The sequence below is a fragment of the Fructilactobacillus sp. X2R1C3 genome (genome assembly GCF_059901425.1).
On the sequence record NZ_JBWXUW010000001.1, the window covers coordinates 257,959 to 274,323 of the forward strand.

Sequence of the window (16,365 nt, forward strand, 5' to 3'; positions counted from 1 at the left end):
GGTTTAATATGAGTGAAAAAATTCCTGAGACAATGGACGAGATTAAAAATTTGTTAGAAGAACTAAAAAAAGAAGGCAAAACGATTACACTAGATGAGCTGATCCTTGATAACGTGGAGGAATTAGCTCAAGCCTATCTAGATGCAGCGGAAGAAGGACATTATGATTCTGCCAAAGTAGTTGATGATAAAACAATTGAATTTGTTAGTATCACTGGCAGAACGGTTGGAAAATACGTTTCAAAGGGACAAAGTTTAGTTGACGACTTTAAGGATAATTCGCTAAAGTTAGAGTTAGATCTTGAAGCAAACGCAAATAAGGTCGCAAATGAATAATTTACTTGCAATTTACTGTGTTTATCGATAGCATAGTATTTGTTAAGCGCCCTTAGTGTAATGGATAGCACATGAGATTTCGGTCCTCATGATCCGAGTTCGACTCTCGGGGGGCGCATTAATATTACCTTTAAAATTTTCATATAATGGTATTTGAAAATTGCTTGGTCTCTATTTGTTCTTATTAGATAGATTATCAAGCAATTTTTTGTTTTTTATAATGCATATTTTATAGAAACGACTTGTCTAAACAAATAACTAGCGTAGATGTGCCTTAATCCGCAAAATGAGAGATGCTGGACGTTGGGTAACTTTGAATAGTTTTTGAGTGATGGTTATAATGATTTCACGTAGATGGTTCAAATGAATTATCTCTTTGCGCGCTGATTACGTGTATAAATAAAGCACACTTCGATTAAAAAGTGTGCTTTTGTTTTGATTTTTATTCATTTATTGTTATGAGAACGATATGTTAACGTTGGTAATAACCAAGAAAATTATTTTAGTTATTGCTGCTACTCTTGCAAAGTATAAAATCATTAAATGAATTTTCTAAAACTCAAGAGATAATTTTTAAGTATAATAAAAGTGTGACAAACACTTGGGGCATATATTGCTTATCAGGTATTTTGAAAACACTTATAGAAAGCAAATGTAAGGGCTGACAAAATTATTAAAACTGGTATACTTAGTTAACGGAGATTAAGTCGCAAAGGAGCCTCATTACTTTTAGTAGTGGGGCTCCTTTTGTGTTTAAACGATCATCCATTCCATTGATTAATTGAAATCTTTTCTAGTGATGATGGAATTGTATAAGAGTTTTTGTTCTTATTAATTTTACTACTATCAACATTTTGAATGCTATCACCAACGGACAAAATTAATGGAGTTTTGTCATCTTGGACCTTCCAAACATTTCCATCACTCATTGTGATACTTTTATGAGGGTCAATCTTAGTTTTACTCCAATTACTGTTATCGTTATCAATTGATTCAGTGATGTTGTTAGCATTATCATCGCTGGAATTCATCAGGGAATTAAAATCAAGTGCTTGACTTGAATCAGCAGGTTTTTTTGAATCGTTTAGTGACTGATATACATTAATTTGATTATCTTCTAAAATCTGGTTTGGTGATAATGGTTTGTTTGAGTTATTAGTAATTTTATACATAAAAATAACTCCAGTTTTTCCATCAGTAGTGTCTCCAGTTGCTTCTTTAATTACTTGTACGACACCCTTAGGAGTGACGATTTTATCCCCATCAAAATGAATCAAATTATTATTTTGCTTTTTAGAAATGGTCGCGTTTGTGTTTTTATTGATTTCTTTACTAATATGTTGGTTTACGTTATTTGAGGCGTGATCATCAGATCCTGTCTGTGCCTTAGACACTAAAAAGAATGCGATGATAGATATAATAATTGCTACATATTCCCACCAAACTTTATACCAGACTTTTCTTAATGGGGTTTGTGTAGGCTTAACAATTTTTTGCATGAAAGCAAATACCGCTGAAATGATTAGAAGAATTACAGAAACAATTGAAAGAAGTGGTGTGATGAAATAAATTGCGTTCCCAATAATTCCTAGTATTGGAGATACAATTGTGCTACCCCAGCGACGATTTTGCTGTAATTGGACAATATGTAAAATTAGTCCTATTACTGCAAAAAGATTAAGTATAACTGCAGTAGTTCCGAGAGATTGTGTGCCACCAAATGCATCCGCGAAAGAACTGCCAATGATTAGGAACATTGCAAAAAATAGTACAATTGCATTTATAATATCGTCAATTCCTATCCAAACGTTTAATTTTAGTTTCATAAAGAAACCTCCTATAAAGAATTTAAGTATCCAGCTTTTATAGTCATCAGTATTTGGACTTTTGTACATATTATTCTAATTTGTAACACGTATAATATGTTAACATTTCGTTAAGATTATTAAAAGAAACTTTAAAACTAAGCACAAACATTAAAAAGGTTTGTTTCCTCAAATGGTGGTAAACTTTTCTTGAATCAACTTTAGGAGGGAATTTTATGAGTGAAAGTGTAGTAATTTTTGGAGTTGGAAAGGGATTTGGCTTTTCAATTGCCAAAAAGTTTGGTGAAACTGGCAAGACACCGATTATGGTGGCTCGAGATGCTGCTCAGTTAAAGCAGTTTGTTAAAGATTTGGATCAAGAGGGGATTAAAGCTGATTTTATTGTTGCTGATGTTACCGATCCAGCTCAGGTAACAAACGTATTTAGTAAGATTAAAATGGCGTACGGGATTCCTCAAACTATGGTTTATAATGTGGGTAACAAGACTTTAGATACACCATTCTCATTACCGTTAGACCAAGTTAAAGAAATGTACAATACCAACGTCTTCGGTGCCGTTACCACCACCCGTCAGTTCGTTGGTCTTTCAGACGATCAAAAAGAAAACCGGAACATTCTGATTACTGGTGGTGGAGCTGCCTTTCATCCTACCAAGGGGAACGTCACTTTAGCAGCAACTAAAGCGGCTTTAAGTGATTACGCCTTTTCACTTCATGATGCGGTTCAAGATGATAATATCTACGTTGGTTTGATTACAATTCAAGGACTATCCGGCAGTAGTGAGGAAATGCAGCCCGATAACGTTGCCAAGGTATACGTAAAAGCTGCTCAAGATCGCTCCGAAAAAGAAATTAAATATCCCGAGAAGCCGTCAGATTTTTAAGAAAGAAGATTAAAAATGGCTGATAAAGAAAAAAGTGCGCTTTTAATCATTGATTACACCAATGATTTTGTTGATGATAAAGGGTCATTGACCGCCGGGAAGCCAGCTCAAGCGTTAGACCAATCAATTAGCGACTTGGCTGAAAAATTCAAAAATGATGGTCAGTTTGTTATTTTTCCAACTGATGTTCATAAAAAGGATGATCCATACAGTCCTGAGACGAAGTTGTACCCAACTCATAACGTGCGAGGGACCTGGGGTCGTGAGCTATATGGTAAGGTCGGAAAATGGTTTGATGAAAACCAAAAGTTAGATAACGTTTGGCAAATGGATAAGACTAGGTACAGTGCGTTTGCTGGCACTGATCTGGATCTTAGACTTCGTGAAAGAAACGTTAAGACTCTCCATCTCGTGGGTGTCTGCACCGACATTTGTGTCTTGCACACCGCAATTGCCGGATATAACCTTGCTTATAACTTGGTTATTCATAAAAGTGGGGTGGCAACCTTTTCCGATTTGGGTCAGAAGTTTGCAATGAATCACTTTAAGACCGTCTTGGGTGCTAAAGTAGTTGATTAGGATTGTCATGCCAAATTTTAAGGAATATAATAAGTTTAATTGAATAGCTGTAGGAGGGGGTGCCAAGTGGCTGAGACTATACCCATTGAACTTGAACTGGTTAATACCTGCGAAAGGAATCGTGCGATCTTTAATTAAGAATATAATTGAAGGCTCCTCATTATTATGAGGAGCCTTTTTGTTTGGGAGATGTTAGTAGTTGATGACAAATAAATTCACCGATGAATTGATAAGTAATGCGACAACAATAATGAATCAAATCATGAATTGTGATTATGTTAAAGGAATTCAAAACGGGGAAGTGCCAGAAAAGGCGCTAATTAACTACGTTCAACAAGACGAAATGTATCTAGACGGTTACGCTAAACAGTTTCAACAAATTCAGACTGAAACAAGTGATGTTAATTTGAAAAGATTTTTGGTAGGTTGCGTTACCGGAATTAAAAACGAAAGCACACCGCACGAGGTCATGTTAAAAGTTGCAAAAGTGACTGATGATGAGCTTCAAGATGCCCGCATGTTTAGCGTTACCAAGGATTACGTTGGAAGTATGCGTGAAGCCGTTAGCACTAAGTCCATTCTAGTTGGATTGAGTGTACTTGCGCCGTGTATTTGGACTTACTATGTAGTTGCTACTGAACTAAATAAAACTAGCCTTGTTAATAATCCATTTAGTGACTGGATCAAATTCTACGCTGATGCAGATGAAGTAAAGCAAATTTTTGCTTTTATTAATCTCCAGGCGGAAACTCATTCAAACGAAAGGGCCACCGCAAATCAAGTCTTTCATAATAGTTGTCATTATGAATTGGATTTTTGGAACAAAATGTATGACGCTTAGAACTTTTTAGGAGGGAACTATGAGTAGTGAAATAAATCAATATCCAGAAGCCTTAACAATTGCTGGCACCGATTCCGGTGGTGGAGCAGGGATGGAAGCTGATATTAAAACGATGCAGGCCTGTCATGTGTTCAGCACCAACGTGGTAGTGGGAGTGACGGCACAAAACACCATTGGTGTTCAAGATACGTATCCACTTCCGAAAAAAATTATTGATGAGCAGTTTGCTTCCGTTTGTGATGATTTTGATATTAAAGCAACTAAGACCGGAGCTTTGTTTGACGAAGAACACGTTCATTTAGTGACAGATAACATTAAAAAGTACAAATTGGGTCAAATTGTTGTCGATCCTGTTATGGTAGCTAAGGGAGGGTCAGTGCTACTGGAAGATGGTGCCATTAAAACTTTGATTAACGAACTAATCCCACTGGCCGATTTAGTAACACCAAACTTACCTGAAGCTGAAAAGATTACGAAGCAGTCCATTACTTCCGATGAAGCAATCAAAAGGGCAGCGCAAAAAATTCAAATTGCTGGTGCTAAAAACGTCATGATTAAAGGCGGACATGGTACCGATAAGATCGTAAAGGACTATGTTCTTTTAAAGGATGGATCTGATTTTTGGTTGACGGCCGAGCGGGTGAATACGGTGCGAACTCATGGAACGGGAGACACACTTTCTTCAGCAATTGTCGCGGCTTTAACGCGTGGTGAAAGTATGGAAACTGCCATTCGTTTTGGAAAAGATTATCTGGATAAAATCATCAGGAAACCGTTGATTATTGGTCACGGACACGGTCCCTTAAATCATGGAATGTGGGAGTAATAAAGATGCAATTTAACGAAAAAATGCTGCAAATGTACCTGGTGGCAGGTACCCAAAATTTTGCTGGTTCTGAGACTGAATTTTTAGATCACATTGACCAGGCTTTAGATGCTGGTGTCACTACTTTTCAGTACCGTGAAAAGGGTCCGGGTTCACTTACGGGTTTAAAAAGGATTGAGATGGGAAAGAAGCTTCGTAATTTAACCACTGAACATCATACTCCACTAATTGTGGACGATGACGTTGATTTGGCCAACCAAATTAATGCGGACGGAATTCACGTTGGTCAAAGTGATGAGAGCGTGCAAAAGGTGATTCATGATAATCCAGACATGATAGTTGGATTGTCGATCAGTACCAAAGAAGAGTTAAAACGTAGTGAACCTCTCACTGGCATTGATTATTTAGGAATTGGACCAATTTTTCCGACCACTAGTAAAGCAGATGCCGAGTCACCGATTGGCGTTTCTGGTTTAGTTCAACTACAACGACAAGTCTCTTTACCGGTAGTTGCGATTGGTGGAATTAATGCAAGTAACTGTCAGTCAATTTATCAGGTTTCAAACGCTGGGATTGCAGTAATATCAGCAATTATGGACAGTACCAATGTGGAAAAGACAATTAGTGAATTAGAAAGGAAATGATAGTATGACGTCGATTCTAGAAGAAATTAGAAAGGAAAATCCCGTTGTTTTGGACATTCCTAACATGGTGACCCCACAAAAGGTAGCGGATGCAATTAGTTATGTTGGTGGTTCACCAATTATGTGTGACTCTTCAAATGAGGGTCATGATTTGGTGGCAATTGCTAACAGTTTGGTCTTAAACCTTGGGACGATGAACGACGATAGTATTAAGCTAGATGTGATTGCTGGTCAAGCGGCTAATAACCGTCGTTTACCGGTGGTAGTTGATCCGGTCGCTGTAAGTGCCTCGGAATTAAGAACGGAAGTTTTTAAGAAGATTAGTAGTGAAGTTAATATTGATGTCTTGCGTGGCAACATTGGTGAGATTGCCTTTATTGCCGGGATTGACTGGGGCAGTCGTGGAATTGATGCTGCTGACGGTAACGGTGATCTCGTTCAGGTTGCTAAAATGGCTGCCGAACAATTTCATTCCACGGTTGTCATTTCAGGAGTTGACGACGTAATTTCGAATGGAAAGGAAACGTATGTGGTCCACAATGGCAGTCATGAATTAGCAATCAACGTCGGATCTGGAGATGTGTTAGATGGTGTCATCGGCGTAGTTGCCGCTCACCATCAAAGTGTTCATGAAATTGCACTTGGAACGGCCATTGTTGGCATTGCTGGTGAACTAGCGGAGCAAAAATATCCTGATGATCCGGCTTCATTTGAAGTTGAATTCTTCAACAACTTGTACCGACTAGACGACCATCATCTTTCCGATTCAATTAAGATTGAAAAAAGCAATGATTAGAATAAAAGCGACCAATTGTTAACAATTGATCGCTTTTATTTAGTTTTAAGTTTAACGACGACGATGTCTTAAGAACGTAAAGAAGTGAAGTAGGATTGCTAGGAGAACATAGAAAATAACCACAAATGCGACGTAGAAGAGCCAAAATTCTCCGTTAAATTTCAGTCCAAAAACTAATCCTTCAATTAACATTGTCACTAGTGACATTACTGCAATCATACAAAATAATTCGATATAACGTTTCAAAGTACTATCATCCTTTCGTGGCTTGTTGGCAATCTTTTGTCCCCATCGTTTACACAGTTCAATTTTTTTAGGATTAGGAATTCCCTTACTTCCCCAGGTGTGAGTTCCGATGACCTCTCCAAGTTTGATTAGACCAGCTGCGGTCATGATCTTATCAATGGTCCGAAAGGTTTGATCGGTTATACCGGTAAAAAAATTTTGAAATGAGGAGAGAAAGCAAGTTGTCAGACTAAGGTAGTGTTTGTTTTTAAACTTGCCGGGTAGGGTGTCACCAATACTGTTCATTTTAACCATCCGGTGACGCATGCAATCGAATAGATTTTTGGTAACTCCTGATAAATCAGCAAAATACGTCGGAGATGCGATGATCCAGACGTCCGCTTCTTCCATTTTCTTTTCAATCATGTCAAGCGTTGGATTGGGGTTTTTGAGATTATCTGGTTTAATGTCATAATCTTGCAGAAATAATGTCTCAACCTGCGCATCATTTGGAAGACCTGAAATAACTGCGTCAAGGTACTTAGCAGTCAAGCCATCCTTACTTTGTGAGCCTAAAAATGCTAGATAACGCAAATTTATGACCTCCTTTGAAATTAATTGATTCTTTCTATTTCATGTTATATTTTTGTGAAACTAATATCAATTAAAAAACCCATCATTAATGATGGGTTTTGTTTATGTGGTTTTAACGTGTCTTCCAATTGCCTGCTGATGAAAATGATCTGGCTGGATTACTCGGGCAAATGCGTAAATAAACGGTGCAAACATGTAAGCATTAGTAAGTTGGGTTTCAATGATGCCTTGAACAGCAAGGGCAATTAAAATCACACAAAGGAAATAGTTATTGTCCTGTTTAGCCTTGTAAGCACTAGCAAGAAACAATGCCAGTAACAGCATTAAACCAATGAAACCGGTACTTAATAAGATGAACAAGAACGTGTTATCAACCCATAAGTTTGACCGAGCACCTAACAAGGGCATATTTTGTCCAATTAGCTTTGGCGAATAGAAATATTGAATGACGGTTAACTGTTGTCCGGGGCGACCCGAAAGGGCACGATTCAACACGTTGAATAATGGCAGTGATGAACCCCAGGCGACCATGCCGATTCCTACTACGAAAGTCAATGAAACAAGGATCCAAGTGATTTTTGGTAGTAGGTGAGTGATTTTGGGAACAAAACTCAGTGAAAATCCAAGTACGAGGATAGCGCCCGCAACCATAAATCCACGTGAACCAGTCAGGTAGGCAATGATTAAGTAACTAACGAAAATAAAGGCATATACGAGATACGTTACTTTTTTCCGACTGTTTTGTAGTAGCAAGAGGGCCGAACAGAAAATGCTTAAGATGAAACCACTTAAGACGTTTGGATGAGTGAATCCAATTGCATATCTAGTGGATGATCCTCTGGTAAATGAAATGGCATTTTGTGGTGGAAAGACGTGTAAAATCAAAAAGGCCAAAATCACAAATAGAACAACGAGCTTAGTTGCAAGGTCGATGGTTGCAAATGCATCTTGATTTAATAAGTCAGCGTTGGCCATGAATAAGAACAATAAAAATAGGGTGCTGGTAATCACATTTAAATGAAAAAGATATGACAAGATATAGATGACTGCCATGATGATGATAACTGTCCACTGTTTAGAGCTATGTTTCCTTGTAAGTAGCAGTACGATTTGAATTCCGATGACAACTAACGTGATTATTCCAGCAATTTGCCATTGCAAGAAACTTTTAGCGGAATATACGTTATTAAATTGACTATTCAAAAGAATTACTGACGATGCCAGAAAAACAACGTAACTCAGCACGTACACGAGCTGATATAAATGATTTTTATTGGTTAAAGCCATTAATTAAATTCTCCAATTATTGGGTCATCTTATCGGTGAAGAAGTATTCTGCGATGATCTTAACGATGGATGGGTTCTCGTGAAGCATTGTGTGCTGAGCTTGGGAACTGTTTCCGTGATATACGTAGAGCTTGTAACTTTTGACGTAGCCAGTCACAAGATTCTTCATTGGGATCTCACTCTTCATTGTAACTTCTCCATCCGTTCCAGAATGGTTCATATCACCAACTAGGTTAAGGATCTGAAGGTCTTTTGGTAGGTTTTTTACATCAGGATCGTTTGGAGCATAGTTCGTTGCAAGGGAAATGAATTTTTTAACCTTTGGAACGTTTTTGAGATTGGGATAATGAGCTAGGTAATAGTAAATAATGTTTCCACCAGAAGAATGTCCGATCATGTTAACTGAACGAACGTTGTACTTCTTGTACAGATAGCGCATTACGTTTGGCATTTGAGTTGATTGAAAATAGGGATGATGATTGTCCTGAAAGACAATTTGGACGGTCGGATTATCAGCACCAAACTTATGGAACTGCTTAGTGGTCTTAACGGTGCCATCCTTTTTAACATACAGTTGTAAGGTTTTGGTTGCTAGATGGTAACGATTTAGGGTGTCAACCATGTAACCAGTCGTGATGTTATTTCCACCTAGTCCAGGAATGAACACAGTAGCGGTATCGCTTTGATTAACGTCTAATTTACTGAGAAAACTACCATGATTATGCCAATAATAATAACCGCCACCGGCGAAGATGGCGATCACGATGACGATAAAGAGGGCAATGAATGATTTGGTGTGTTTTCTTTTTTTGATGTGCATTGCAAACATTCCTTTTAATTATTTTAAATTTGTACACTAACATCTAACATCATATAACAATTAACGTGATTCAGCTAGATGGCTGAAATGAATTGACCTTTAAAAGGCAATAAAAAATAGCCAAGCGCAAGGGCTTAGCTATTTTGTTTAAATAAGTCTTAATTATTTGATTGGGGTATTCTCCATGTTGGTTCTAACGATAATCACATCACAGGCGGCATGTGAGTTAACGTATCCGGTAACTGAACCTTCAAGCATGCGGTGCAAACGACCCTTACCAGTTGCACCCATCATAATTAGATCGGTTTCATGGTCCTTAGGGAATTCGTAAGTAATTACTTCCCTTGGACTTCCAAACCGAGCATGGATATGAATATCGTCAATACCAGTTTGGTCTTTTACCTTTTTAACTAAATCTTTTAAATAGTTAAGTTCTTCATTGACAATTTGGGTGATAACACTGCCATCAACAACTCCTAGGCTGTATCCATAATTAGTGGTGTTAATCACGTTTAAGACGTCAATTCGACCCTTATTTCTTTGGGCTACCGCTGCTGCCTTGTATAAAGCTGCCTCTGCTTCTTTTGATCCATCAACTGGTACTAGAATGTGTTTGTATCCATTTAGCATTATGAAAGCCTCCGTTTTAGTTTTTCACTGGTAAAATTTGTTCGGCACTGGCAAGGACGTGTCCTGCCATTTTTTTCTTTAGTTCATTAAGCCAAAAGCCGTTGGTTAAATCTAGTTTTTGATCCAAGGCATAAACATGCAACTGATAATCGTGTGGTTTATCGGGAGGAGTAGGACCAATGTAGTGTTGATTTAATTTCGAATCAGTAACGTGTACTAGTCCACCAGCTAAACTATTTTTTCCCAAAGTCATGTTAATTGATTGATCTTGACTAGCATTTTCTGGTATTTCAGATATATTTGGATCAATGTTAGCAGCCACCCAGTGAATGTAAGTAAAACCACAAACTGGGATTGAATCATCGTCCAGTAGGATAACTACTAGTGACTTTGCGTTTTTTGGAACATCAGAGATTTTGATCGGAAATGAAATGATTGGATTACCATCTAACATTTCATCTGGGTCAGCGTGTTTAGTATACTTATCAGGTAAAAATCCATTTTGAAGTGGAGTATTAATTTTCATAATAGTACCTCCTATACACTTCATTATACCAAATTCATTTGAATATAAAAAAATAAGGAACTATAAATAGTTCCTTATTTAACAAATTGCAAGGTGTAAAAGCCTTGGCCGTTCCGCTCAATCGTAAAGTTAGAGTAACCAGCTGCTAACCAACTGCTTTGAGTGGCATGTGCATAGTTTTTAGCGTCTTGAACCGAATCAAATGATTTTGGTGTAGCAAACATCGAACTAGAATCACTCGTTGAGCTGTTTCCATTGGAATTATTTTCGTTGGATGACTGTGACCCACTTTGATTTGTTGGTGCTTGTTGGTTCTTGTTCACTGACGCTGCACTGTTGGTCGTGGCTTGTTCCGCCTTATTAAAGTGTTTTGCTTTCTTTTCTGATTGAATAGCTCTGCTACTCTGTTGACTTGTGGAGGATCCATTCATCCGATTCCCATTGCCGCTTGTCAGAAAGTGAATTCCAAAGACTAGCAGGATCACGATTACTACTAGTCCTAGAACCCATGGCCAAGCCTTAAAGTTTTTCTTTTGGTGCTTTGGACCATTTGCGGCATTAAAGTCATAACGTTCGTATCTCGAATCTGGATCTTGACTATTCATAAGAATCCCTCCATCCATTTCAAGAAAAACAAGATGCATACGCATTATAACAAAATCCTTATGATTTTGCATTAACTTAACTAATGGTTGACTTGATCATCATCAACTTGTTCATTAACGCTTTTAGCGTTAAGCATGTTACCAGTGCGCTGATAACTAAAGACACCCCAGTAGAAGAACAGAAGTGCAACTACAATAATTACGATAAAATCATATGGGTAATGAATCCAGTTTTGTCCACCAAATGGTGCGGATCCGATATACGAAAATGCTGACATGAAGATTAAATAGGCTACCATCCAAGCTCCGCCACGGAACTTGGTCAAAGTATTCTTCCAACCGTTCTTGTTTTCGTAGAAGAAGTAGAACGGAAGTCCCAGCATAATAACAAGGATGACTTCAATGGTAGTAGGCCACATTGCCCAATAGATTGCCAAGCTAGCTAGGACAAAGGCAAGTGGCGCCATAATTCCAGCAAAACTAATTTTGACTGGACGTTTGAAGTGAGGGGCGTGGAGACGTAGTGATCCAAGGGTAACTGGGCCAGTTAAGTATGCAATCAGGGTTGAAGTAGAGATAACACTGGCTAAAACAGCCCAGTTTCTGAACACCGAGACCAAGATGCAACTGACGATCCAGTTTACGATCATTGCAATTCTAGGGGTTCCCCATTTTTGGTTAATCTTACCTAAAAACTTTGGCATATGACCGTTTTCGGTCATTGCTGCTAGTGTCCGACTAGTTGAGGCAACAAATGATACTCCGGTTCCAAATGGTGAAACAAAAGCATCTAAATAGAGCAAGATTACTAGCCAGTTCAAGTTCAACATAATGGCTAAATCAGCAAATGGTGAACTGAAATTCAGACCATGCCAACCGTATTTGGCTAAAGTTGACGGATCGATAACACCAACGAAAGTGAATTGTAACATAACGTAAATGATGATACTGATTAAAAGTGAAATAACGATTCCACGCCAGATGTTTTTCTTAGGATTGGTAATCTCATCACCAACGTTTATGACCGTTTGAAAAGCATTATAAGAGAAGATGATTCCAGATACGGTGGTAGCCGCAAAGATTGGAGCCGTTCCGTATGGGAAAAATCCACCAGTTTGAACGTTGTTGAAGTTTCCGGGATGAAAACCAGAAGCAAGTAGCATAATAATGGTAAGAACTGGAACCACAATTTTAAAAATTGAAGTTAGAGTAGTAAAACGAGTTAGTAAGTTGACTGACCAGTAGTTTAACAGGGTGAACACTAAGATGAAGAGAAAGACGACGAATAACCCTTCGGTAGTAACCGTGCCATTGGCGTAAAAACCATGGGTCCAACTGGCCCATGACCAAGGCCATGAACTCATGTATTGAACGGCAGCGACCGCTTCGATTGGAAGCAGCGTTACAAGTGAGACCCAGTTGGACCATGATGAGATGAATCCTAGAAGCGGCCCATGGGTATACTGGGCATACTTACTCATCCCTCCACTTTCCGGGAACATGGTTCCTAATTCGATGTAATTAAACGCAATTGCACCGATCACGACGGCACCGATGATCCACGAAATAATGGCAGCTGGACCAGCGGTTTTAGCACCCTCCCAGGCACCGAATAGCCATCCTGAACCAATGATAGAACTCAGTGCCAGCATCGTGACACTAAAAAGGCTCATTTTCGGTTTAGCAACATTTTGATTTGAATTGTCCTTCGAATTTTCTTTTTTCATAAGTATCCTTTCTTTTTGCGTATTCGACGAATATAACAAAAATGATTATGGTTGTAAAATTGAAAAACACTATTTGACGGGGATTTTAGCCGGGTTGTATTCCCTTTCATTCCTATCGTTGATACTCTCTAATTTCAATCAAATTTTTATCCGGATCATTGATAAATAGTGAATTCATTTTACCGTTATGTCCCTGACTTTCGATCGGTCCTGCAACTACTTCAATAAAGTAGTTAGCTAAATGAGACTGGATTGAGTCAAGTGGATCTCTTGCAACCACGCTGAAACTGGTCGAACCTGGGGTTGGATTTTCTGGTTTGACGTTATCTTCCTTGTTTGTGACACAAACGAGTCGTTGGTGACCCAGCTGAAATTCAATTCTAGAATCAGTTTCGATCACAACGGGTAAGTCTAAAACCTCGTGGTAAAAGCGCATCGATTTCTCGATGTCATTTACCGATAGGGTGATGTGATCAATATCTTTGATTTTCATAGGCACTCCTCTTTTTTAAAAATGTACATATAATTATACCACTCAAATTCACCTGATTGACGTTGATTGCGATTCGGTGTTACGGTATAAGTTATGAAATAATGGAGGGAATTATATAATGGCGTTATTAAGTGTATCTAATCTAAGTATGAGTTTTGCTGATAAAGACCTGTACTCAGATGCTACATTTCAGCTAAATAAAGGTGAGCACATGGGAATTGTGGGCCAAAATGGAGTTGGAAAATCAACTTTGATTAAGATTTTGACCAATAAACAGTTACCCTTATCTGGTGACATCAAATGGCAAAAGGGGACCAAAGTTGGTTACCTAGATCAGTACGTTAACATTCCCAAGGGAATGACATTGATTGATTTTTTGCATACCGCCTTTTCAGACCTCTACAACATGAATCAGCATATGAGCGATTTGTACGTAAAGTATGCCGACAATATGGACGAAAAGTTACTTGAACAAGCGGGAAGAATCCAGGAACAACTTGAATCTCGTAATTTTTATGACATTGACACTGAAGTCGAGCAGGTGATTAATGGATTGGGTCTTGACGACATTGGAAGAGACCAAACCATTTCTGAAATGAGTGGGGGACAACGTTCCAAAATTATTTTAGCGAAATTGATTTTGGAACATCCCGATGTAATTTTGCTTGATGAACCGACTAACTATTTGGATACGGCTCACATTAATTGGTTGGAAGATTATTTAAATAGTTTTGATGGGGCAGCGATGATCATTTCCCATGACTACGACTTTCTAGAAAAAGTAACGAATTGCATCGTTAACGTTGCGTTTGGGAAGGTCACTAAGTACCGGGGCGACTTTAAGTCGGCCATGAAACAAAAAGATGAGAAGGAAATGACCCAACAGCGTGAGTACGAAAAGCAACAGGAGGAAATCTCCAAGGCTAAGACATTTATTCAGAAAAACAAGGCCGGGAGTCACTCCAATATGGCTAAATCAAGGGAAAAGATGTTAAAACGGATGGATGTGATTGAACCACCTTCCAGTAACATTCAGGCTTCTTTTGATTTTCCGTATGCTGATACTGGATCTCAGAACGCACTAGTAGTTGATCAACTGTCAGTTGGTTACGATCGACCGTTACTTAGGCCGGTGACCTTTTCCGTTAATACTGATCAGAAGGTTGGACTTCAGGGTTTTAATGGAGTTGGAAAGTCAACTTTAATTAAATCAATCCTCGGACAAATTCCGGCAAAGGGTGGAAAGGCTAACTTTTCTCCCTCCGCGAAGGTTAACTACTTCAGCCAAGACTTGATCTGGCCGAATAGTAAGATGACGCCCCTCCAAATCATTCAGGATAAGTACCCCAAGTTGACACAAAAGGAGATTCGTTCCCAGTTGGGTCGCTGTGGACTTGACGCTGCTAACGCCATGAAGCCAATTGGTGAACTTTCTGGTGGAGAACAAACTAAGGTCAAATTAGCTTTGATGGAATTTGTGAAAAGTAATTTCTTAATCATGGATGAACCGACTAATCATTTGGACGATGAGACTAAGAATGCTCTGAAACAGGCGATTATTAAGTTTCCTGGGAATGCCATCATCGTTAGTCATGAAGCCAGCTTTTATGATGGACTGGTTGACAAGACCATTGATGTCGAAAAATTAAGTTTAAACCAAAAATAAAAAGGCACTTCGTTTTGAAGTGCCTTTTCGTTTGCCTATTTTTGGTTGAAAGTTCCATTTTCAACTTGTCGAATGAAGTTTGCCAAATGGTCGTAGTAGACGGGAGCGTTATCAATCATGTGGTGATGACCACCGTTTGGAGTTGAAACGAATTGAGCGTTTGGAATCATTTTAGCCATTCGTTTTCCGGTTTCCATTGGCATGGTTTCGTGTTCACCAAAAGTGACCAAGGTTGGAACTTTGATGTCCTTTAGATGATCAGTAAAGTCCCAGTCTTTTAATTTTCCAGTGATAACAAATTCATTATCACCCTGAAAGGCGTTATAGATCGGTTTGCTCATGGTATCAACGACGTGGGCAATTGCAGGCGGCTGCTTGCGATCCACATATTCACGGTTTAAGAGTTCGACCAATTCTTGATACTTATCGTTATCGTAGTCGTTATTTGCTTCGCATTTTTTCATGTACGCTAATTGTTCGGGGGTAAGTGCTTTTTCTCTAATTTGAGCTAAATGGTCAGTATAGTCCCCAATCCGATCAACCATTGAAGAAATAATGGCACCCTTTAGGTGATCACCATATTTAGCGGCGTACATCTGAACTAAAGCACCACCCCAAGATTGACCAATCAAATAAAATTTATCGATTCCGAGTTTTTGTCTGACTTCTTCAACCTCATCAAGAAAGTAGTCATAGGTTAAGACCTTGTTAGCTACCTTTGGATCGTCAAAGTCGGGAGTGTCAGAGTACCACGAACCCAGTTGATCGTACATATGAACTTGGACGTTTAGTCCTTGTTTCTTCAATTGTTCCGCGGTGTTTTCCCAGTATTCATGTGTTCCACCAGGGCCACCATGAAGGGCCAGAAGATGGATGTCTCCGGTCCCTTGAGTGTTAGTCCATAGGTGGTAACCATTATCTAATGTAATGATTTTAGTTCCTTGTTTCATAACATTCACCTACCTAGTTAATTTAATTATTATGATAACACTTTAAAACGGTAAAAAAAGTGTGGAAGAATCAACGTACCAGTGTGATACACGTTCAAACGTGTACATAAC

General features: G+C 38.6%; 18 protein-coding genes, 1 tRNA gene and 1 riboswitch. Of the genes, 9 read left to right on the plus strand and 10 right to left on the minus strand.

Annotated elements, in window-relative coordinates; translation table 11 throughout:
- The first annotated feature begins 8 nt into the window (after positions 1-8).
- Together AC6UDD_RS01270 and AC6UDD_RS01275 are read left to right on the plus strand one after the other, a co-directional pair.
- A complete protein-coding gene (locus AC6UDD_RS01270) occupies positions 9-335 on the plus strand; it encodes a hypothetical protein (protein WP_500717766.1) in 327 nt (108 codons plus the stop codon).
- Between the two features lie 46 nt (positions 336-381).
- A tRNA-Arg gene (locus tag AC6UDD_RS01275) sits at positions 382-453 on the plus strand.
- Between the two features lie 643 nt (positions 454-1,096).
- On the opposite strand, the gene AC6UDD_RS01280 is transcribed toward AC6UDD_RS01275, so the two are convergent.
- Positions 1,097-2,161 (minus strand): DUF5067 domain-containing protein, encoded by a 1,065-nt coding sequence (locus tag AC6UDD_RS01280; protein WP_500717769.1) that lies wholly within the window; start codon positions 2,159-2,161, stop codon positions 1,097-1,099.
- Between the two features lie 215 nt (positions 2,162-2,376).
- On the opposite strand from AC6UDD_RS01280, the gene AC6UDD_RS01285 reads away from it, so the two are divergent.
- The 6 genes from AC6UDD_RS01285 to thiM all read left to right on the plus strand — a co-directional run bounded on the left by AC6UDD_RS01285 (position 2,377) and on the right by thiM (position 6,731).
- Positions 2,377-3,045, plus strand: coding sequence for an SDR family NAD(P)-dependent oxidoreductase (locus AC6UDD_RS01285; RefSeq protein ID WP_500717771.1), 669 nt, complete (start codon positions 2,377-2,379; stop codon positions 3,043-3,045).
- 15 nt (positions 3,046-3,060) lie between these two features.
- Positions 3,061-3,624 carry a cysteine hydrolase family protein gene (locus tag AC6UDD_RS01290; RefSeq protein WP_500717773.1) on the plus strand — a complete coding sequence of 188 codons (564 nt, stop codon included), beginning with the start codon at positions 3,061-3,063 and terminating at the stop codon, positions 3,622-3,624.
- Between the two features lie 45 nt (positions 3,625-3,669).
- Positions 3,670-3,760: riboswitch (TPP riboswitch) on the plus strand.
- Positions 3,761-3,826: 66 nt separating this feature from the next.
- Positions 3,827-4,465 carry a TenA family protein gene (locus tag AC6UDD_RS01295; RefSeq protein ID WP_500717775.1) on the plus strand — a complete coding sequence of 213 codons (639 nt, stop codon included), beginning with the start codon at positions 3,827-3,829 and terminating at the stop codon, positions 4,463-4,465.
- A 19-nt stretch (positions 4,466-4,484) separates the two neighbouring features.
- The gene (gene thiD, locus AC6UDD_RS01300; protein ID WP_500717778.1) at positions 4,485-5,291 is read left to right on the plus strand and encodes a bifunctional hydroxymethylpyrimidine kinase/phosphomethylpyrimidine kinase; all 807 of its coding nucleotides are present in this window, start codon (positions 4,485-4,487) and stop codon (positions 5,289-5,291) included.
- Between the two features lie 5 nt (positions 5,292-5,296).
- On the plus strand, positions 5,297-5,935 hold the full coding sequence (gene thiE, locus AC6UDD_RS01305; RefSeq protein WP_500717780.1) for a thiamine phosphate synthase: 639 nt from the start codon (positions 5,297-5,299) through the stop codon (positions 5,933-5,935).
- Positions 5,936-5,939: 4 nt separating this feature from the next.
- On the plus strand, positions 5,940-6,731 hold the full coding sequence (gene thiM / locus AC6UDD_RS01310) for a hydroxyethylthiazole kinase (protein WP_500717782.1): 792 nt from the start codon (positions 5,940-5,942) through the stop codon (positions 6,729-6,731).
- A 51-nt stretch (positions 6,732-6,782) separates the two neighbouring features.
- Here thiM and AC6UDD_RS01315 read toward each other — a convergent pair whose 3' ends face one another.
- The 8 genes from AC6UDD_RS01315 to AC6UDD_RS01350 form a co-directional block, all read right to left on the minus strand.
- Positions 6,783-7,550, minus strand: coding sequence for a flavodoxin family protein (locus tag AC6UDD_RS01315; RefSeq protein ID WP_500717786.1), 768 nt, complete (start codon positions 7,548-7,550; stop codon positions 6,783-6,785).
- A 102-nt stretch (positions 7,551-7,652) separates the two neighbouring features.
- Positions 7,653-8,837 carry an O-antigen ligase family protein gene (locus AC6UDD_RS01320; RefSeq protein WP_500717788.1) on the minus strand — a complete coding sequence of 395 codons (1,185 nt, stop codon included), beginning with the start codon at positions 8,835-8,837 and terminating at the stop codon, positions 7,653-7,655.
- Between the two features lie 16 nt (positions 8,838-8,853).
- Positions 8,854-9,657 carry an alpha/beta fold hydrolase gene (locus AC6UDD_RS01325; RefSeq protein WP_500699226.1) on the minus strand — a complete coding sequence of 268 codons (804 nt, stop codon included), beginning with the start codon at positions 9,655-9,657 and terminating at the stop codon, positions 8,854-8,856.
- Between the two features lie 162 nt (positions 9,658-9,819).
- The gene (locus AC6UDD_RS01330) at positions 9,820-10,287 is read right to left on the minus strand and encodes a universal stress protein (protein WP_500717791.1); all 468 of its coding nucleotides are present in this window, start codon (positions 10,285-10,287) and stop codon (positions 9,820-9,822) included.
- 16 nt (positions 10,288-10,303) lie between these two features.
- The gene (locus tag AC6UDD_RS01335) at positions 10,304-10,813 is read right to left on the minus strand and encodes a YbhB/YbcL family Raf kinase inhibitor-like protein (protein WP_500700824.1); all 510 of its coding nucleotides are present in this window, start codon (positions 10,811-10,813) and stop codon (positions 10,304-10,306) included.
- Between the two features lie 74 nt (positions 10,814-10,887).
- Positions 10,888-11,418, minus strand: a complete 531-nt coding sequence (locus AC6UDD_RS01340; protein WP_500717794.1) for a hypothetical protein — start codon at positions 11,416-11,418, stop codon at positions 10,888-10,890.
- Between the two features lie 80 nt (positions 11,419-11,498).
- Positions 11,499-13,145 (minus strand): APC family permease, encoded by a 1,647-nt coding sequence (locus AC6UDD_RS01345; protein WP_500717798.1) that lies wholly within the window; start codon positions 13,143-13,145, stop codon positions 11,499-11,501.
- A 112-nt stretch (positions 13,146-13,257) separates the two neighbouring features.
- Entirely contained in the window at positions 13,258-13,638 is a 381-nt protein-coding gene (locus AC6UDD_RS01350; protein ID WP_500717800.1) for a VOC family protein, read from the minus strand.
- Positions 13,639-13,756: 118 nt separating this feature from the next.
- On the opposite strand from AC6UDD_RS01350, the gene AC6UDD_RS01355 reads away from it, so the two are divergent.
- The gene (locus AC6UDD_RS01355; RefSeq protein ID WP_500717802.1) at positions 13,757-15,304 is read left to right on the plus strand and encodes an ABC-F family ATP-binding cassette domain-containing protein; all 1,548 of its coding nucleotides are present in this window, start codon (positions 13,757-13,759) and stop codon (positions 15,302-15,304) included.
- A gap of 35 nt (positions 15,305-15,339) precedes the next feature.
- Here the strand turns inward: AC6UDD_RS01355 and AC6UDD_RS01360 are convergent, their stop codons facing one another.
- Positions 15,340-16,254, minus strand: a complete 915-nt coding sequence (locus AC6UDD_RS01360) for a proline-specific peptidase family protein (protein WP_500717804.1) — start codon at positions 16,252-16,254, stop codon at positions 15,340-15,342.
- Between the last annotated feature and the right edge of the window lie 111 nt (positions 16,255-16,365).